Source organism: Gordonia westfalica (assembly GCF_900105725.1).
GTDB lineage: Bacteria > Actinomycetota > Actinomycetes > Mycobacteriales > Mycobacteriaceae > Gordonia > Gordonia westfalica.
Map to the genome: position 1 here is coordinate 3,347,557 of NZ_FNLM01000034.1, position 18,210 is coordinate 3,365,766.

Annotated in this window: 14 protein-coding genes, 1 pseudogene and 1 riboswitch; of the genes and pseudogenes, 3 read left to right on the forward strand and 12 right to left on the reverse strand. The window is 67.4% G+C overall.

The window, feature by feature from the left end:
* Positions 1 to 277: 277 nt before the first annotated feature.
* The 7 genes from BLU62_RS20790 to BLU62_RS20820 all read right to left on the reverse strand — a co-directional run bounded on the left by BLU62_RS20790 (position 278) and on the right by BLU62_RS20820 (position 7,886).
* Positions 278 to 1,585, reverse strand: a complete 1,308-nt coding sequence (locus BLU62_RS20790; protein ID WP_074851884.1) for an ISL3 family transposase — start codon at positions 1,583 to 1,585, stop codon at positions 278 to 280.
* Between the two features lie 181 nt (positions 1,586 to 1,766).
* Entirely contained in the window at positions 1,767 to 2,738 is a 972-nt protein-coding gene (locus BLU62_RS20795) for an ABC transporter substrate-binding protein (RefSeq protein WP_084811841.1), read from the reverse strand.
* Positions 2,739 to 2,763: 25 nt separating this feature from the next.
* The gene (locus tag BLU62_RS20800; protein ID WP_074851885.1) at positions 2,764 to 3,576 is read right to left on the reverse strand and encodes an MTB12 C-terminal domain-containing protein; all 813 of its coding nucleotides are present in this window, start codon (positions 3,574 to 3,576) and stop codon (positions 2,764 to 2,766) included.
* Between the two features lie 134 nt (positions 3,577 to 3,710).
* Complete coding sequence (locus BLU62_RS20805; protein ID WP_074851886.1) at positions 3,711 to 5,015, reverse strand: wax ester/triacylglycerol synthase domain-containing protein; 1,305 nt, start codon at positions 5,013 to 5,015, stop codon at positions 3,711 to 3,713.
* A gap of 23 nt (positions 5,016 to 5,038) precedes the next feature.
* On the reverse strand, positions 5,039 to 6,205 hold the full coding sequence (locus tag BLU62_RS20810) for an acyl-CoA dehydrogenase family protein (protein WP_074851887.1): 1,167 nt from the start codon (positions 6,203 to 6,205) through the stop codon (positions 5,039 to 5,041).
* Positions 6,206 to 6,219: 14 nt separating this feature from the next.
* A complete protein-coding gene (locus BLU62_RS20815; protein WP_074851888.1) occupies positions 6,220 to 6,468 on the reverse strand; it encodes an acyl carrier protein in 249 nt (82 codons plus the stop codon).
* A gap of 47 nt (positions 6,469 to 6,515) precedes the next feature.
* On the reverse strand, positions 6,516 to 7,886 hold the full coding sequence (locus tag BLU62_RS20820) for a salicylate synthase (RefSeq protein WP_074851889.1): 1,371 nt from the start codon (positions 7,884 to 7,886) through the stop codon (positions 6,516 to 6,518).
* 152 nt (positions 7,887 to 8,038) lie between these two features.
* Here BLU62_RS20820 and BLU62_RS20825 point away from each other — a divergent pair, with 152 nt between their 5' ends.
* Complete coding sequence (locus BLU62_RS20825; RefSeq protein WP_074853059.1) at positions 8,039 to 9,706, forward strand: (2,3-dihydroxybenzoyl)adenylate synthase; 1,668 nt, start codon at positions 8,039 to 8,041, stop codon at positions 9,704 to 9,706.
* A gap of 32 nt (positions 9,707 to 9,738) precedes the next feature.
* Here the strand turns inward: BLU62_RS20825 and BLU62_RS20830 are convergent.
* Positions 9,739 to 10,085: pseudogene (locus tag BLU62_RS20830) on the reverse strand (GNAT family N-acetyltransferase).
* Positions 10,086 to 10,278: 193 nt separating this feature from the next.
* A riboswitch (TPP riboswitch) is annotated at positions 10,279 to 10,393 on the forward strand.
* On the opposite strand from BLU62_RS20830, the gene thiC reads away from it, so the two are divergent.
* Positions 10,385 to 12,061: a phosphomethylpyrimidine synthase ThiC gene (thiC, locus tag BLU62_RS20835; protein WP_074853060.1), complete on the forward strand. Its 1,677-nt coding sequence runs from the start codon at positions 10,385 to 10,387 to the stop codon at positions 12,059 to 12,061. (Overlaps the previous riboswitch by 9 nt.)
* Positions 12,058 to 12,915, forward strand: coding sequence for a bifunctional hydroxymethylpyrimidine kinase/phosphomethylpyrimidine kinase (thiD, locus tag BLU62_RS20840; RefSeq protein ID WP_074851890.1), 858 nt, complete (start codon positions 12,058 to 12,060; stop codon positions 12,913 to 12,915). Before thiC ends, thiD begins: the two co-directional genes overlap by 4 nt.
* 40 nt (positions 12,916 to 12,955) lie before the next feature.
* Here thiD and BLU62_RS20845 read toward each other — a convergent pair whose 3' ends face one another.
* The 4 genes from BLU62_RS20845 to BLU62_RS20860 all read right to left on the reverse strand — a co-directional run bounded on the left by BLU62_RS20845 (position 12,956) and on the right by BLU62_RS20860 (position 18,210).
* The gene (locus tag BLU62_RS20845; RefSeq protein ID WP_074851891.1) at positions 12,956 to 13,309 is read right to left on the reverse strand and encodes a DUF1801 domain-containing protein; all 354 of its coding nucleotides are present in this window, start codon (positions 13,307 to 13,309) and stop codon (positions 12,956 to 12,958) included.
* Positions 13,310 to 13,508: 199 nt separating this feature from the next.
* Positions 13,509 to 15,125: an ABC transporter family substrate-binding protein gene (locus tag BLU62_RS20850; RefSeq protein ID WP_425284607.1), complete on the reverse strand. Its 1,617-nt coding sequence runs from the start codon at positions 15,123 to 15,125 to the stop codon at positions 13,509 to 13,511.
* A gap of 32 nt (positions 15,126 to 15,157) precedes the next feature.
* Positions 15,158 to 17,215: an ABC transporter ATP-binding protein gene (locus BLU62_RS20855; RefSeq protein WP_074851893.1), complete on the reverse strand. Its 2,058-nt coding sequence runs from the start codon at positions 17,213 to 17,215 to the stop codon at positions 15,158 to 15,160.
* Positions 17,212 to 18,210 (reverse strand): ABC transporter permease, encoded by a 999-nt coding sequence (locus BLU62_RS20860; protein ID WP_074851894.1) that lies wholly within the window; start codon positions 18,208 to 18,210, stop codon positions 17,212 to 17,214. The genes BLU62_RS20855 and BLU62_RS20860 overlap by 4 nt, the downstream gene beginning before the upstream one ends.

Genomic DNA, 18,210 nt, shown 5'->3' on the forward strand with positions numbered 1-18,210 from the left:
CACCTCAGGGAGCAAGGGGTCGCTGCGCTCGCACCCCAGGGAGCAGGAGGGTCGCTGCGCTCGCACCCCGGGGAGCAGGGGGTCGCTGCGCCCGCACCCCACGGAACCGGGGGTCGCTGCGCTCGCACCCCAGGGAGCAAGGGGGCGCTGCCGCGGCAGATGTAGCACCACGTATCGCCGTGCGACACCTATCGCTACAGCTGGCGCATCGAGATCACCGCAAACAAAACGGCCCGCCCCGCATTGCGGGACGGGCCGTTTCGCGGCTCTTCCTGATTCAGAGTGCGTGTAGGCGTTCTGCCAGGCCGCCGGAGTGGATGAGTGACCGCAAGATGTAGTGGTTGAGGTTGCGGAAGCCGAGCGCGATCCCGCGCAGGTGTTCCAAGCGTCCGTTGATCGCTTCGACCGGGCCGTTGGAGGCACCGGTGTCGAAGTACGCCAGGATCTCTTTGCGTCGGGCCCACAACGAACGGCCGAGTTGGGCAAGTTCGGCGAGTTCTTTCGGCACGCCGGTGTGGATGCGTTTGAGCAGCTTGTACATCGCGATCTTCCCGTCACGCTTGTGCGGTTGGCCGTAGGCGTCAATCAGGTCTTGATAGACGGCGTAGGTGACCGCGACCGCCAGATGTTCCTCACGCGCTTCGAGGCCGTTGGTGATGCGGGTCTTCTGCTTGTCGGTCAACAAGCCGATTCGGGTGAGCAGAGGGCGGCGGATGCCGTAGAGCGGGTCCCCGGTGCGGCCGCGGTGTCCGCACGTATCCTGTTGCACGCGTTGACGACACACCGTGAGCTTGTCTGCGGCCAAGTGCACCACATGAAACGGATCCATCACCGCACGCGCCTTGTCCAGGGTTTCAGCGGTCGCGGTGCGATACCCGGCGAACCCGTCCATGGTGACGACCTTGATCCGGTCACGAAATGCAGGATCGCGCGCGGTCAGCCAATCCTTCAACGCGGCTTTGGAGCGGCCGGCGACCATGTCCAGCAAGCGTGCCGGGCCGGTACCATCGACGATCGGTGTCAGGTCGACGAGCACGGTCACGAAACTCGAATCCCCCTTGCCGCGAACGTGTTTCCACTTGTGCTCATCGACCCCAAGGACCCGCACACCGTCCAGGCGGGCCGGTGCGGACGCCAGCATGCGGGCCTCCTCGAGTGCGAGCGTGTTGACGGTGTTCCAACCCAACCCGACCGCCGCGGCGACCGCCTTGACCGACATCTTGTCGACGATCATCGCCCGCAGAATCCACGTGGTGGTGCGGCGGGTGACGTGGGCCCGTGGCGCCACGATGGTCGAGATGTCGGCACGAAAGATCGTGGTGGCACAGTCCGGGTTCTGGCACAGGTGGCGCGGCACCGCGATATGCAGCCGAGTCGGATGCCCCACGATCGGCAGATCAGCGACCTCACGATCGATGTGGTCACGCAGCCGACCCGGCTGTCCGCATCCGGGACATGTGTTCTTCGGTTCCAGGACCTGGCAGAACACGTGGGTGCGGTCCTCGCCGTCGAGGGCGGCACCGGTGATCGTCACCCCGAGCTCGATGGTGCGGCAGATGGTGTCGGCAATAGCGCTACGCTGCAACGTGGGTCCTGTTGGTGTCCGGGTGGGTGTGTGAGAGCTTTCATCCTCACACCACAGGACCCGCCTATATCTCCAGGCTCACCGCCCACACCCCGCGATCTTGCTCACCCCTACATCTTGTGGTCGCAAGAACCTGTTCCACGCACCGTCAATCAGGAAGAGCCCGTTTCGCTCGGCAGGATCAGTTCGTCGCGGCGGCGAAGCTCGGCTTGAGCAGGTCCAGCACGTACGGCACCGAGTTCGGCGACGGCGCGTTGAGACCGGTGATCTGCGACTGGGTCATGAAGGTGACCGCATTGTTCTTGACGGCCTTCAGATTCTTGTAACCCGGGAGCTTGCGGAGGGTTTCCGCCTGCTCCGGCGTCGCGGTGGCGACCACGAGCACGTCTGCGTCGAGCATCGGGATGTTCTCGGTGCTCAGCCCAAAGCGCGGGTTCCTGGTGCGCGCGTACTCGGCGACCAGCTTCGGTGCCATCTCCATCTTCAGCTCGGTGAACAGCTTGGCCGCACCGTCGTTCGGGTCGCCGAGGACCGACAACTGGTCGTTGCCGTACATGAAGGCCAGCGCGTAGGTCTTGCCCGCGAGTCCCGGGAACTCTTCGCCCACGGCGGCGATCTTCGCGTTGGTGTCGTCGATGATCTCGGTGGCCTTGTCCGGCTGGTGCAGGACGGTGCCCATGACGGTGACCATGTCCTCCCAGGGATCGATCTCCTGGCCGCTGATCGAGTTGACCGTCGGCGCGAGCTTGGCGATCTGCTCGAATTCCGGGCTGTTGGAAGCGAATCCGGGGGCGAAGATCAGATCGGGATCGAGCTTGGCGATGGTCGTCGCGTCGTCGCCCTTGGTCGGGTCGATGAACGTCGAGTCGGCGAGCTTCTGGCCGTACCAGGGCTGCAGTTCGCCGGTCGCGGACTTGGAGTAGTCGTAGTAGCCGACCGGGGTCACGCCGAACGAGAGCGCCACGTCGGTCCACTGGTCGCCCAGCGTCACGATGCGCTTCGGCGTCTCCGGGATGGTGACCGATCGACCGTCGGGCAGGTTCAGCTGCACCGAACCACCGGTTAACTCATCCGAACTCGAGCATCCGGCGAGAAGGCCGGCGGACATGAGCACACCCGCGAGGAGCGCACCCAGACGAAGTCGTGTTTTCACGTCAGTTCTCCAGAACGGTCGGGTGTCAGAGCGAGCAGGGCAGCAGGACGAAGCTGGCGATGAGGCAGACGCTGGCGTTCGACAGCTTCCACTTGTCGCCGCTCCAGACCCAGGTCATGGCACGGTTCTGGCTACCCCGGCCGACGACGCTGATCTGCAGCGGGGCCGTCATCTTGTTGCCGCTGATCTGCACCGGACCGACCATCTGGTAGCTGAGGCCGACGTTGCCGTACGTGGTGATCGCGGTGGCGACCGCGTCGATCTGACGCAGCGCGCGCTCGCCGCCCTCGAGTTCGGCGGCCCGGGCGGCACGGTTGCCACGCGAGTTCATGACCGTCTTGACCTTGGTGTTGAGCTGGCCGGGGGTGAGGGCCGTCGGGGCCGCTGCGGCCTGCTGCTGCGTGGGAGCCGCGGAGGTGCCCGGGGCGGGAGCCGGTGCGGGTGCCGCGGCATCGGGGCCCGCTCCCACCGTTCCACCGCTCTCCGGCACGTTCTCGGTGGCCGCGGGTGCGGGCGCTGCCGCAGGAGCGGGCTGTCCGGGCGCGGCGGCCGGCGGCTGATTGGCCGCCGGACCGACCAGGCCCTGCTGCTGGGGCGTCTGCGCAGAACCGAGGTTCACGACGGTCGGCTGTGCCGCGTTGGCCGAATCGTTGCGTTCGCCGACCATGAGGCCGACCACGCCGATCGTGACGATGATCGCCGAGATCACCGCCGCAACACCTGCCGATGCCAGCACGGTCGGGATGTTGACCCCGCCCGAGCGCTTCTCCGAACCCGTCTCCGGTTCGTGGGTCTCACCCACGTACCCCGGGTCCTGGTAGCCGACATCGTTCTGCATGGTGTTCTCCGTGTTTTCTTCTGTGTTTCGTGTTCACTTGTCGAACGTGGTCCTCGCCTGACGGACGTTCGCCACGTACTGCATCGTTCGCGGTCTCGAACCAGTTACTAGGCAAGCCTAAGCTTGCATCGAGCTCATGCCGACGGTAGGGCCTCGTTGAGCACCTTGTCGAATGTCGCGACGAACTTGTCCGCGTATCCGGGGAGCGCCGCGGCATCGGTGACGATGCCGAACGTCGTGGTGGTGCCGAGGATGAGGATCGTCACCGAGAACGAGTAACCGGCCAGCGGCGACAGCGGGGTGAGGCCGACGATCGGCTTGCCCAGCACCGACCGCACCCGAGAGAAGCCCGGGTTGATCCCGATGTGGATGTCCGGGTGCATGTGTCCCATGGAGGCGTTCACGATCGCCCGCTGCAGGCCCCAGAGAGGCGCACGCGGCAGGTCGTCGGCTGCGGCCAGATAGAGCTCGGGCCGCCGCTCGGCGATGGTCTTCAGTTCACCCCGCGCGCGTTCGATCTGCTGCGACAAGTCGGTCTCGTTGCCGGGCAGGTTGAGCAGGGCCACGGACACGGCGTTGCCGGTGTGGCGGAACTCCTCGTCGAGGGTCACCGGGAGGGTCACGCGCAGGACGTCGGCCTGCGGCGCTGCCGGCGGGTCGATGCTGAGCGCGCGGCCGATGGCCCCGAGGACGAACTCGTGCACGCTGGAGCCGTTGGCCTTCGCCGCCTTGCGGAGCGTGCGGGTAGACGTGCTGAACAGCGCGTGTTCGCGGCGTCCCGACTTCGTCAGGCTCGGCCAGGCGCGCTTCTTGCCACCACCGGCGGCGTGCTGTTCGTTGAACGCCGCCTTGGCCTCGCCCAGCTTCTCCGGGTCGATGCCGCTGATGTGGAACCGGGGGCTCGTCGCGAAACGCTCGAACTCGGCGAGATCCTCGGGCTCCCCGTCGGCGAGGAGCGCCGCGAAGGCCGCACCGGCGATGCCGTCGGAGATGCTGTGGTGCACCCGGAGCAGCACCCACTGGCCGACACCCTCGGCACCTGCCGACGGCGTGAACAGGGTGATGTCCCAGAACGGCCGCGGCCGCGGCAACGGCGTCTCCAGGAGCTTGGAGACACGACGCTGCAGGTGGTCACGGTCGGTGAAGCCCAGCTCCGAGACGTGTTCGCCCGCGTCCCAGTTCTCGTCGGCGAGAACAACCTCGGGCTTTCGCCACCGGCCGTTCTTGACGCCGAGTCGGAAGATCTCGAACAGCCGGCCCCGCTCCCGGACCCGCGCCCGAACCTCGTCTACGCCGAGAAGCGTTCCTTGCGTGTCGATCTCGAGGAACATCGACCAGTGCATGGGCCGGCTGTCGGTGTCCATGTGCAGGTAGGTGTGGTCGGGGGGTGCCAGTTCGGTGACGCGCGCGTCTGCCGGGGAAGTGACTGGGCTGTTCATATGACCGCCTGGATGAGGGACGCTCAGGGCGTCGGGTTGTCGGAACCGGAAGAGAATTGCTGGTAACGCCGGGTGTCGGGTTTCATGGCCGCAGCGACCAATTCCCAGAGCACCTCGTCGGTACCGCCGCCGACGCGCGCGAGTTTCATGTCGCGCCACCAGCGTCCGATCGGGGTCTCGGTCTCGAGGTAGCCGATACCGCCGAAGATGTGCAGGCATTCCGAGGCGACCTCTTCGCCCAGGTTCGCCGCGGTCGCCTTGAGAGCCGCGGCAGTCCGCAGGTTGATCTTGCCGCCGGCCGCGACACCCTCGAGCGAGTAGCTCAGCACGTCGACGCGGGCCTGCAGATCCGCCACCCGCAGCCGGAGTGCCTGGTGGTCGTAGAGTTTCTTGCCGAACTGCGTGCGCTCCATCATGCGGGCGAGTGTCACCCCGAGCATCACATCGCAGGCGGCCGCGATCTGAGCGGCGACCGAATACCGTTCGTGCGCAAGGCCCCAGCTGATGACGGCCAGACCCGTTCCCGGGCGCGCGATCAGCGCCTCCTCGGGGATCCAGGCGTCGATGGTGACCGGGGCGGTGTCGAGCGGTCCTGCGCCGAGTTTCTCGTACGGCACACCGACGCGGACCTTGTCGATCGGCACGGCGGCCAGTGCGACGTTTCCGCCGGTGTCGGGGCCGTCCTCGACGCCGCGGCACACGACCAACATGTAGTCGGCGACCGGCGAGAGCGAGACGAACTTCTTGTGCCCCACGACCCGGTATCCGCCGTCCTCGGCGAAGATCCGCGTCTCGGAGTTCTGCAGATCGGACCCGCCCTGCTCCTCGGAAGCACCGATGCACAGGACGGCGTCGGTGGTCATCGCACGCTGCGCGAGGTCCTTCAGGAAGTCGTTGCGGCCGAAGCGACGGAGAATCGCGATCGCCGAATCGTGCAGACTGACTCCGACGCCGATGGCAGCCGAACCCAGCGATCCGAGATGGCGGCCCAGAGCGAAGTGATCATGCAGATCGGTGTGCTTGCGATCAGCCCACTTCTGGGTGAAAACTCCTGCCTCACCGAGATGCTCGAGTAACGGACGAGGGAAGCGATGGTCCCTCTCGGCCTGCGCCGTCCACGCGGTGACCTGCTCGTCGAACGCGGCATCGAGCAATTCCGCGTACGTCTGCACTCCGGTGTCCACACCCATCCCCCCGTAGCCCCTCAGACCGCGGTTCCGGCCTTCGCGCGGACCAGGTCTTCGAGGTCGCCGACCGTCTTGGACTCGAACAGTTCACGCTCGGTGAGCTTCACGCCCAACCGCTCTTCGATCGCCACGACGCCGATCGCGAACGCGACCGAATCGAGACCCAGGTCGTCGATCAGCCTCGACTCACGGGTGACGTCGCCGAGAGCGAGGTCGAGGTCCTCCTCGAGGATGCCGCGCAGCGCTTCGGTGATGTTGTCGGACATGTGGTGACTCCTGTGATGAAGGGTGATGGGTTGAACGTAACCGGTGGTCAGCGGGGGATCACATACGGGGCGACGCTGCCGAGTTTCTCGCACGTCTCCTCGAACTCGCGGTCGGGAGTCGACTGCGCAACGATGCCTGCACCCGCCCGCAGCCATGCCCTGTCTCCCGACGAGAAGACGGTGCGCAGTGCGAGCGTCGCCTCGAGCTCCCCCGACGACGACGCGACGAGGACGGCACCGGAATACGGGCCGCGACGCCGGGATTCGAGCCGGTCGATGGCCTCGACGGCCGCGGACTTGGGGACTCCCGAGGCGGTGATCGACGGGAATACGACTTCGAGTGCACGCCAGGGACTCTCATCGTCGGCGAGGGTGCCTTTCACCGTCGAGGCCAGGTGCTGGACGCTGCCGCGCTCACGTACCTCCATGAACGCGCTGACCGCGGTCGTCTCCGCGGCCGAGATCGAGGCGATCTCGTCGTAGCAGGCGCGCACCGACATCGCATGCTCGGCGACTTCTTTGGCGTCGGCGAGGAGTTCGGCACGGGCGGCCGCGTCGTGATCGGCAGAGATCCCGAACGCCCTTGTACCGGCGAGGGGTTCGGTGACCACGGTCCGGTCGTCGTGAACCGCGACCACGAGCTCGGGACTGAACCCGGCGGCCGCGAGATCGCCGAGCGACAGCAGAAACGAACGGGCCGGGGTGTTGTCGGCTCGCCCCCGGGCGTAGGTGGCGGCGATGTCGACCGGGAACGGGATGTCGACCGCGCGGGAGAGAATGACCTTCTGATAGCGACCCGCGGCGATCTCGCCGACGGCGGTGGCGACACGACTGCGGTAGTCCTCGGTGTCGACTCGCACATCGACGGGACGTGATTCACCGGGAGCGCCTGCCGTGGAAGCGATCTCGAGGAGGAGGCGCGCACGTTCGGGATCGGCGGTGCCGGTGTCCACACCGTCCGCGCCGACGAAGGCCTCGAACTCCGGGACGATCAGGTGCGCGAGCACCGTGTCGTCGGGAACACGGTCGAAAATGCCGTGGTAGGGCGCGCAGAAGTCGAAGCCGACCCAGCCGTAGAGGCGCCAGTCGTCGATCGACAGCGACGCCGTCGCCGCGGCCAGGGCATCCGCGGGGTCACCGTGCCACGCGGCGACCGTCCGACTCCCCCGGTCGTCGACGATGATCTCGCCGCGCGTGACCACGACTCGCGCGCGGACTCCCGCCGCGAAGGTCCAGCGCCGATTGCGCTCGTAGACGACGTGGTCGCCGAACTCTCCCGAGCCCGCCCACGCTGCCGTGATCTCGGCAGCCACAGCCTCGCTGAACGGCGTCGCCGGAGTGATCAGGCGCTCGAACCCCTCGAGGCCGAGCGCCGCAGCATTGAGCTTCGAGGTCGGCGAATCGGTCGTCAGCGACATGTCCTTGTCCTCCGGTCGTGGGCGGCAGCACCAGTGATCCTAGGGATATTAGGACAGCCTAAGCAAACAATTCCTCGCGGTCGATGGCGCGCATCACACAACCCGACCGACCGGTAAGGTTACCCTATCCTGCCTGTGTTTGAATGGGTCCCATGCCGACGCATCTGGACCACGCGACCGACCTGCTCGACGGTTTCACCCCGTACGCCGACGCCCAGGCGGACCGCTACCGGGACGCGGGACTGTTCCGCGGTCTCCCGCTGTTTGCGGGCTTCGGCGCCAGCGCCGACCGCACCCCGGACGCCCCGGCCGTCACCGATGCGTCGACCGACGGGCCGCTCACGCTCAGCTACTCCGAATTGCGCACCGCATCGCTCCGGCGGGCGGCAGGATTCGTCGATGCCGGACTCCGCCCCGGCCAGCGGGTCGTCCTGCAGCAGAACAACTCGCTCGAGTTCGTGGTGAACCTGCTCGGCCTGCTGCGCGCGGGCGTCGCGCCGGTGATGACCCTGCCCGCCCACCGGATCACCGAGATCGCCCACCTGGCAGCCGGTGCCGGAGCCGTGGCCTATATCGGCGAAGACGGGCGGCGAGGCTTCGACTTCCGGGATCTCGCCACCGAGCTGCAGGCGCGCGTCCCCCAGGTCGAGCACGTCTTCATCTCCGGCGATCCCGGGCCGTTCGCCGTCGCCCCGGATGCCGACCCGGCGGCGGTAGACCTCCCGGCCTCGCCGGACGCCGGAATCCCGGCACTGTTCCTGGTCTCCGGCGGCACCACCGGCCTGCCGAAGCTGATCGCGCGCACCCACGACGACTACGACCTCAACGCCCGACTCTCGGCCGATGTCGCGAATCTGACCGCCGAGGACACCTACCTCGTCGCACTGCCCGCGGCACACAACTTCCCGCTGTGCTGCCCGGGCATCCTCGGCGTCTTTGGCGTCGGCGGCCACGTCGTCCTGGCCGACAATCCGAGCCCCGACAACACCTTCGATCTCATCGAACGCCACCGCGTCACGGTGACCGCCCTGGTCCCCGCCCTCGCGCAGCTGTGGTGCGCGGCCACCGAATGGGAGCCCGCGGACATCAGCTCGCTGCGACTCCTGCAGGTCGGCGGCGCCAAACTCGCCCATCCCGATGCCGTCGCCCTCGACGAGGCGCTCGGCGACGTGGTCCAGCAGGTGTTCGGCATGGCCGAGGGACTCGTCTGCTACACCCGGACCGACGAACCGCGCGACCTCGTCCACGAGGTGCAGGGCTCACCGATGTCGGAGTTCGACGAGGTCCGCGTCGTCGACGACCAGGGCGCCGACGTCCCCGACGGCGAAGAAGGCGAACTGCTGGTACGCGGTCCGTACACGATCCGCGGCTACTACCGGGCCCAGGCCCACAACGAGAAGTCCTTCACCCCCGACGGTTTCTACCGCTCGGGTGACAAGGTGACCCGCCTGGCGTCCGGGCACCTCGCGGTGACCGGACGCATCAAGGACACCATCGTCCGGGCCGGCGAGAACGTCGCCGCCGACGACGTCGAGGAGAACCTGCTCGCACACCCATCGGTGCGGCAGGTCGCCGTCGTCGGACTGCCCGACGACGCACTGGGCGAGAAGATCTGCGCCGCGGTCGTACTCTCGCACGACCATCCGCCGGCCCAGCCACTCGAGCTGGCCACGCTGCGCACATTCCTCGCCGACCGCGGCCTGGCGTCGTTCAAGCTCCCCGACACGGTCCGCGTGGTGCGGACCCTGCCCGTCACCGCCGTCGGCAAGATCGACAAGAAGGTCCTGCGTACGACGCTGCTGGACTCCCCCGCTGGTTGAGCCCCTTCCACCGCTGATTGAGCCTGTCGAAATCACACCGGCGCGAGCGTCACGATCCCCGGGTGGTGGTCGAGGTAGCTCTTGGTGAACGAACACACCGGCCGGAGCCGCGCGTTCCGTTCACGAGCGAAGTGGATGACCGTCCGGGTGAGACGCGTCGCGAGCCCGTGGCCGCTGTATTCGTCGTAGAGCACGGTGTGCAGGACGGTGATGGTGGTCTGGCCGTCGATGGTCTCCATCGAATATCCGAGTACGCCGACGAGATCCCCGCGACCCAGAGTTCGAACCGGTCGCGGTCGGGATTGTGAACCACCTGAGCGATCTGCTGCAGGATGGATCTCGCCGACTGCGGCGGTCGATGCCGGTTCTTGCGTAGCACCTACACCTCCTCGCGTGGTCGTCATGTGAGGTCACCGGCATGCGCCGCTTCTCGACGCCAGACCTCTGTGACAAGGACCCATGTGACTAGGGTCACAGCCTACATTACGGATCCGTAACCGTTGAGTCCTGGAGCGGATCCCCGGCGCGAGGTCCTGAGCCTCGAGACGTTGTATGGTGGCGGACGCAACACAACTACACACCGCGGGGGCTCTCACGATGACCGAGGGCTGAGATGGCGACGGGCGGTCGCCGACCGCTCGAACCTGTCCGGGTAATGCCGGCGTAGGGAGAACCATCATGGGCACACGTCTATCCACCGCACCCACGACTTCAGGTCTGACCACCGGACCGATCGAGGGAAGTTCGAAGCACTACCTCACCGTCGATCACCTGCGCGTCCCGCAGCGTCGAATCCACCTCACCAACGGCGAACACCTCGACGTCTACGACACCTCGGGGCCGTACACCGACACCGAGGCCGTCATCGACGTCGAGCGCGGGTTGTCGCCGATCCGCGAGGAGTGGAACCGCCCGGCTCCGGTCGACGGCGCGAGCACGCAACTCGCCTGGGCCCGCGCCGGGATCATCACCGACGAGATGCGGTACATCGCGGCACGCGAGGGCGTCGACGCCGAACTGGTCCGCTCCGAAGTGGCCATCGGTCGCGCGGTGATACCGGCGAATCATCGTCACCCCGAGTCGGAACCGATGATCATCGGCAAGAGGTTCGCGGTGAAAGTCAATGCGAACATCGGGAATTCGGCGGTGCGCAGCTCGATCGCCGACGAGGTCGAGAAGATGGTGTGGGCCACCCGATGGGGCGCGGACACCATCATGGACCTGTCGACAGGCGCCGACATCCACACGACGCGGGAGTGGATTCTGCGCAACTCCCCTGTTCCGGTCGGCACCGTGCCGATCTATCAGGCACTCGAGAAGGTGAACGGCGATCCGGTCGCCCTGACGTGGGAGATCTACCGCGACACGGTGATCGAGCAGGCCGAACAGGGCGTCGACTACATGACGGTGCACGCCGGAGTGCTGCTCCGGTATGTACCGCTGACGGCCCGTCGCGTCACCGGCATCGTCTCGCGGGGCGGGTCGATCATGGCCGCCTGGTGTCTGGCACACCACCGGGAATCGTTCCTGTACACCCACTTCGACGATCTGTGCGAGATCTTCGCGCGGTACGACATCACCTTCTCGCTCGGTGACGGTCTGCGACCGGGGTCCATCGCCGACGCCAACGACGAGGCCCAGTTCGCCGAACTGCGCACCCTCGGCGAACTCACGACCATCGCCAAATCCCATGGCGTGCAGGTGATGATCGAGGGTCCCGGGCACGTCCCGATGCACAAGATCGCCGAGAACGTGCGTCTCGAGGAAGAGCTCTGCGAAGAAGCGCCCTTCTACACGCTGGGCCCGCTGGCCACCGACATCGCACCCGCCTACGACCACATCACCTCCGCGATCGGTGCGGCGATGATCGCCCAGGCGGGAACGGCCATGCTCTGTTACGTGACGCCCAAGGAGCACCTGGGGCTGCCCGACCGCGACGACGTGAAGGTCGGCGTCATCACGTACAAGATCGCCGCCCACGCCGCGGACCTCGCGAAGCAACATCCCCGCGCACAGGAACGGGACGACGCATTGAGCAAGGCCCGCTTCGAGTTCCGGTGGATCGACCAGTTCAACCTCGCCCTCGACCCGGACACCGCCCGCGAGTACCACGACGAGACCCTGCCCGCTGAGCCGGCGAAGACCGCCCACTTCTGCTCGATGTGCGGTCCCAAGTTCTGCTCGATGCGGATCTCCGCCGACGTACGCGCCTACGCGGAGGAGAACAACCTGGTGACCGCCGAGGACATCGACCGGAAGATCGCCGAGGGGATGGCCGCGAAATCGGCCGAGTTCGCCGAGGCCGGCAACCGCGTCTACCTGCCCCTCGAGAGCAGCGCAGGAGGCTCTGCGTGACCGGCTTCGAGTTGCTGCCCGTCGCGACGCCGGGTTCGACGCCGGTCCGCGTCCTGACCATCGCCGGATCGGATTCCGGTGGCGGCGCCGGTATCCAGGCCGACATGCGGACGTTCGCGCTGCTCGGCCTGCATGCCTGCGTCGCGGTCACCGCGGTGACCGTCCAGAACTCGCTGGGCGTCAGCGGTTTCCAGGAGATCGAACCGGAGACAGTCGCCGCCCAGATCCGCACGGTCGCCGACGACATCGGCATCGGGGCCGCCAAGACCGGCATGCTGGCCTCGGCGGAGATCATCGACGCCGTCGTCGCCCAGTGCGCCGAGAGCGGCATCGGTCGCGACGGTTCTTCACCGCTGGTCGTCGACCCGGTCTGTGCGTCGATGCACGGGAACCAGCTGCTGGCCGACTCGGCACTGGACACGCTGCGCGACAACCTCTTCCCGCTCGCCACGCTGGTGACGCCGAACCTCGACGAGGTGCGGCTCATCACCGGGATCGACGTCGTGGATGTCGATTCCCAGCGCGACGCGGCGAAGGCGCTGTTCGATCTCGGACCCGCGTGGGCGCTGGTCAAGGGTGGGCACCTGCGCTCCTGCGACCACTCACCCGACCTGCTCTACGACGGCGCGGAGTTCGTCGAACTCACCCACCGCCGGATCGACACCGCCCACGACCACGGCGCCGGCGACACGCTCGCCGCGGCGATCACCTCCGCGCTGGCACACGGTTTCCCGGTGCCGGACGCCGTCGCGTTCGCGAAGGAATGGGTCACCCGCGGCCTGGCCGCCGCCTACCCGCTCGGCGCCGGCCACGGCCCGGTGAACCCGCTGTGGCGGGTGAGCGGCCCTTACTGACGCGCAGCCGACCGAATCCGGCCGGCGCACGTCGGCGGCATCACCGCACCGCCGCTCGAACGATCTCGCCGATACGTGCTTCCGTGGCCTCGTCGAGGTCCTCGAGGTACCACGCGGACGGCGAGAGGAGACCGTCGCGGCCACCGGCCGGCTCGATGGCCGCCTTCTCCGTGAGACTCAGGTTCATCAGCTCATCGTTTCGCAACGAGATCAGCGCCGGAGTGCTCGCGGACTTGGCGTATGCGGGCATCCCGTACCAGATCCGCGGTTTGAGTTCGGGAGCGGCGGCGACGATGACCTCGTGCACTCGACGCATCACGCCTCGCCTCGGCTCGTCCATACTCGCGATCTTGTCCAGTACCTGCTGGAGGTTCTTCTCGTCCTTCTCGGTCATTGACGTCTCACCCTTTCTGCGGTCCGCGCGGCAGCTCCGATCGCATGGCGATCCGGCTGTGCAGCACCCCATCCGGACGTGGTCTGAGAAGTCAGGCCTCTCCGCGATGATTCAGATGACGAAGTCACCTGGAAGCGCAGGGAGCGACACCGATGTCGCAACGAGCTGACCGTATCACCATCATGTCCGGATCAGGACCTCACTTCTCCCAGCCGATGTCCTCGATCGGCCCGACGTAGAACTGCCCGGCACCGTAGTTGGCGAGATCCTCTTTCACCGCGACCATCGCGGGGCCGTTGAACAGGGGAAGGTTGGAGAACTGCGCGAACGCATCTCGCTCGATCCGGTTCCCGGCCGCGATCTGCGCCATCGGGTCGCCGATCCGCGCCATCGCCTCGATCCGGGCGTCGAGTTCCGGCGATCCGGCGCCGGCCGGGTTGAATTGCGAGTCGCTGCACCACACTTGGCAGAAGTAGGCCATGCCGAACGGGTCGCTCGAGGAGAACCCCATCATGAACAGGTCGAATTCCTTGTTGACGATGACTGCCGAGAAGTCCGCCGAGGGGCGTTGCTGCACAACCAGATCGATGCCCACCTTGCCCAGGATCGCCTGCAGCGCACGTGACAGGTTGAGCGAGGTTGTGTCGTCGCCGACGTTGGGCAGGACCAGCGACAGCCGTTTGCCGTCCTTGCTGCGCACACCGTCGTCCCCCGCGCGCCACCCGGCGCCCTCGAGCAGCTCGGCAGCCTTGGCGGGGTCGTAGGACACCACGCCCGCCAGGTTGTCCTCGTACCCCGGCTGGAAGGGATACAGCGACAACGATCCGGGGAGCTCCTCGGTGTAGTTGAGCCCGGTGAACCTGATGCGCGCGAGCGTCTCCCGGTCGATCGCGGTGAACACCGCCTGCCGGACGGTCCGGTCGGAGAGGATCGGCGCATCGAGGTTCAGGACGAGCAGCGCCTGCTGTGGTGAGGCGGCGGTCCTGATGTCGATCCCGTTCATCGTGAGGACCCGCGCACGGGCGTCCTTGGCCGCCACCCCGGTCGCGTCGATCTCGCCGTTCTGGAAGGCGTTCAGCGCCGCCTGCGACTCCATCTGCCGGAAGACTCGGCGGTCGAGCTTGCCCGGTCTCCCCCACCACTTGGGGTTTCGTTCGAAGACCACGGTGCCGTTGTCGGCGTCGTACGAGCCGATCGTGTACGGCCCCGCCCCCCATTCCGGGTGTGGTTGTCTCACATAGCCTTTGTTGTAGACGTCGGGGGCGGTTGCCTTCGGATGGAGCACGACGTTGAACAGCCCGTCGGGCCAGGCGTACACGCCGTCGAACCGCACGACCGCCTGGCGGTCGTCGACGCCGCGGGTGATCGAGGCGATCTGGTTGTAGCCGTCGGTGGAACTGGCGATGTAGCGGTCGTCGACGCCTCTGCTGGTGCGCCACGTCTCGACGAAGGCGCGGTAGTCGATCGGTGTGCCGTCGTTGAAGTACGCCCTCGGATTCAGGGTGTAGGTGACCACCGTCTTCTGATCGACGGTCTCGGTGCGGACATCGGTCAGGAAGTCCGGGTTGGGCGAGTACTCGCCTTCGGGTGAGAAGTAGGCGAGAACCGGGTTGTACCAGCGCCACAGGGCCAGCGTGTAGAGAGTGGCGTCGGCGTGGAAGGTGTTCCACTGCGGCGACACCTCGGTGATGGCCGTCGTGAGACTTCCGCCGTCCCTCAGGTTCTCCCGGGGCTGCAGATTGAGCGAGGCACCCTCGGTCTTCACCGCACCGGTGTCCACTGCCGCACCGCAGCCGCTCACGCACGCGACGGTCATCGCGATCGCCGCGATCAGCCTCCACCAGCGGATCACCGGTCCTCCTCCAGGAAATGGCATGCCGCACGATGATCCGCCGTGACCGGCCGGAGTCGGGGGATCACCGTCCGGCAACGCTCACGGCGTTCGTCGTCGAGCCGCGCGTGCAACGGACAACGGCTGGTGAAACCGCACCCGACGATCTCGTCTGTCGCGCTGGGTTGTTCGCCGTGCAGGACGATCCGCTGCCGTTCGCGTTCGACGCGCGGGTCGGGAACCGGCACCGCCGAGAGCAGCGCGCGAGTGTAGGGGTGCGCCGGGTCGGCGAACACCGACTCGGTGGGCCCGGACTCCACGATCTCCCCCAGGTACATCACCGCGACGCGGTCGGCGAGATGCCGGACCACGGAGAGATCGTGGGCGACAACGAGGTACGCGATGTCGCCGTCGGCCTGCAGTCGACGGATCAGGTTGACGATGTCCGCCTGCACCGAGACGTCGAGGGCCGACAGCGGTTCGTCGAGGATGATCAGGTCGGGATCGGTGGCGAGAGCCCGCGCGATCGCGAGTCGCTGACGTTGCCCGCCGGAGAAGGCGCCGGGAAACCGGTCGGCGTGCACGGGATCTAGTCCGACCCGTCGCATAAGACCGGCGACCTTCTCCTCCGTCTCCGGCTTCGAGACCCCCAACGCCCGAAGCGGTTCCGCAATGATGTCGAAGGCGGTGAACCTCGGGTCCAGGGCATCCGACGGATCCTGGAAGACGATCGAGACCTTCTGGCGCAGCGCGCGGGCCTCACGCGCGCGTACCGATGCCGGATCGACCCCGCCGATCCGCACGACGCCGGCCGGTTGCGCGAAGTCCATGATCTCGAGCAGGGTCGTCGACTTCCCACTGCCCGACTCGCCCACGAGGGCCATCGATTCGCCGCGCCGGATGTCGAAGCTGATCCCGTTGACCGCGCGCACGGAACCGACTCGGCGCTTGAGGAATCCGCTGGTCAGCGGGAATGCCTTCGTCATGTCCTCCACGTCGAGAACGGGCGGTCGTTCCTCTCGGGCGACGGTGGCAACGGGCGAGGTCGGCACCTCGGGCACGCCGAACACCGGCTCACCGGCGATCTCGCCACCGGCGTCGATCTCACCGACCCGGACGCACGCCGCCCGATGGTCGTCGGTCACGTCCGCCAGCGCCGGTTCGCCCCGACGGCAGTCGTCGATCGCGACGGGACACCGGGGCGCGAACTGGCACTGGTCGAGCACGTCGATGAGGACCGGGGGCGTGCCCGGGATGGGGATCAACGCGTCGGTCCGACGGTCGGCCCGCGGCACGGCCCCCAGCAGTCCGATGGTGTACGGCATCCGCGGCCCGGCGAACAGGGTGTCGACGTCGGCCGTCTCCACCGATCGGCCGGCGTACATGACCGCGACGTCGTCCGCGTGTCCGGCGACGACCCCCAGGTCGTGGGTGATCAGCAGCATCGCGGCACCGGTCTCCCGGCGGGCGGTGGCCAGCACGTCGAGGATCTGGGCCTGGATGGTCACGTCGAGGGCGGTGGTCGGCTCGTCGGCGATGATCACCGACGGGTCGTTGGCGATCGCCATCGCGATCATCACGCGCTGCCTCATCCCGCCGGACAGCTGGTGCGGAAAAGCCTTGGCGCGTCGCTGCGGATCACCGATGCCGACCAGGTCGAGCAGGTCGACCGAGCGTGCCCAGGCCTGCTTGGCGGTGATGGACCGATGGGCCCTCAGTGCCTCGGAGATCTGCGCTCCCACGGTGAACACCGGGGTCAACGACGACATCGGGTCCTGGAAGACCATCGCGATCTCCGAACCCCGGACCGCGGACATCTCCTTGTCCGACAACCCGATCAGTTCGCGGCCCCGCAGTGCGACCGAACCGGTGACCCGCGCGGTGTCGGGGAGCAACCCCAGAACGGCCAGGGCCGACACCGATTTCCCCGAACCGGATTCACCGACGATGGCCGTGGTCCGTCCGGGATACAGGTCGAAGTCGAGTCCGCGGACGGCGTCGACGACCCCCGCCTCACTGCCGAAGTCCACCCTGAGGTCGCGGACCGTCAGCACCGGATCGGACGAGATCGTCATCGGCGGGCACCTCCACTCGACGTCGGATCGAAGGCGTCGCGCAGGCCGTCGGCGATGAGTGCCATCGACACCGTCAGCAGCGCCAGCACGGCGGCGGGGAACCAGAACAGCCACGGCGATGCGGCCAGCGTCCCGGCGCCCGCCTGGAGCAGAGACCCCAGGGTGACGTCGGGGATCTTCACCCCGAATCCCAGGAACGAAAGCCCGGTTTCGGCGAGCACGGTGGCCACCACGCCGAGCGCGAAGTTGATCACCAGCAACGACGCGATGTTCGGAAGAATGTGCCGCAGGATGATCGTCACCGGGGACACGCCTAGATACCTTGCGGCGGTGACGTAATCGCGTTCCCGGACGGTCATCGCCAGCGAATGGATCACGCGCGCCAGCATCATCCACCCGAAGGCGATGAGCACGACGATCAGCCACCGCCAGTCCCCGCCGGTGCTGTTGGAGACCAGAGCGAGGATCAGGAAGGTCGGCACCACGAGCAGGAGGTAGACGACGCCGAGGACGACGCGTTGTACCCAGCCGCCGAAGTAGGCGGCGACCCCGCCGAGGAACGCGGCGATGGCGGTCGTGCCGACCGACACGATCAGCGCGATCGTCAGCGAGCGCTGGAGTCCGTGCACCACTTGCGCATACAGGTCGTTGCCGGCGTCGTTGGTGCCGAACCAGTGCGCGCCGTCCGAGCCCTCCGTCGTCGGCGGGAAGCCGATCGCCAGGAAGTCGGTGTCGGTGTAGGAGTAGGCGGTGAACAACCCGCCGAAGAGCGCGAACAGGACGAGCAGGACGAAGACGGCCAGGCCCAGCAGCGCGGAACGGTTGCGCGCGTAGCGCTTGGCGAAGATCGCTGCCCGACCGGTACGACGCCTCGCCGGCGGCGCCGACGCGGTGTCCGACTCACCGAGGAGCCCACCGGTCTCGCCCATGATCGGAGCGGTGGCGTCGAGGTGCCCGGACTGCGGGCCGCGCGGTTCCGGCGGCATCATCGCCAT

Excerpts from the sequence above, each read along its gene's own strand:
- thiC (WP_074853060.1), top strand. The coding sequence starts at position 10,385 with ATGGGCACACGTCTATCCACCGCACCCACGACTTCAGGTCTGACCACC.
- BLU62_RS20825 (WP_074853059.1), top strand. The coding sequence starts at position 8,039 with ATGCCGACGCATCTGGACCACGCGACCGACCTGCTCGACGGTTTCACC.
- BLU62_RS20800 (WP_074851885.1), bottom strand. The coding sequence starts at position 3,576 with ATGCAGAACGATGTCGGCTACCAGGACCCGGGGTACGTGGGTGAGACC.
- BLU62_RS20820 (WP_074851889.1), bottom strand. The coding sequence starts at position 7,886 with ATGTCGCTGACGACCGATTCGCCGACCTCGAAGCTCAATGCTGCGGCG.
- BLU62_RS20815 (WP_074851888.1), bottom strand. The coding sequence starts at position 6,468 with ATGTCCGACAACATCACCGAAGCGCTGCGCGGCATCCTCGAGGAGGAC.
- BLU62_RS20850 (WP_425284607.1), bottom strand. The coding sequence starts at position 15,125 with ATGACCGTCGCGTGCGTGAGCGGCTGCGGTGCGGCAGTGGACACCGGT.
- BLU62_RS20810 (WP_074851887.1), bottom strand. The coding sequence starts at position 6,205 with ATGGGTGTGGACACCGGAGTGCAGACGTACGCGGAATTGCTCGATGCC.
- BLU62_RS20845 (WP_074851891.1), bottom strand. The coding sequence starts at position 13,309 with ATGACCGAGAAGGACGAGAAGAACCTCCAGCAGGTACTGGACAAGATC.
- BLU62_RS20855 (WP_074851893.1), bottom strand. The coding sequence starts at position 17,215 with ATGACGATCTCGTCCGATCCGGTGCTGACGGTCCGCGACCTCAGGGTG.
- BLU62_RS20805 (WP_074851886.1), bottom strand. The coding sequence starts at position 5,015 with ATGAACAGCCCAGTCACTTCCCCGGCAGACGCGCGCGTCACCGAACTG.
- BLU62_RS20860 (WP_074851894.1), bottom strand. The coding sequence starts at position 18,210 with ATGGCGATGATGCCGCCGGAACCGCGCGGCCCGCAGTCCGGGCACCTC.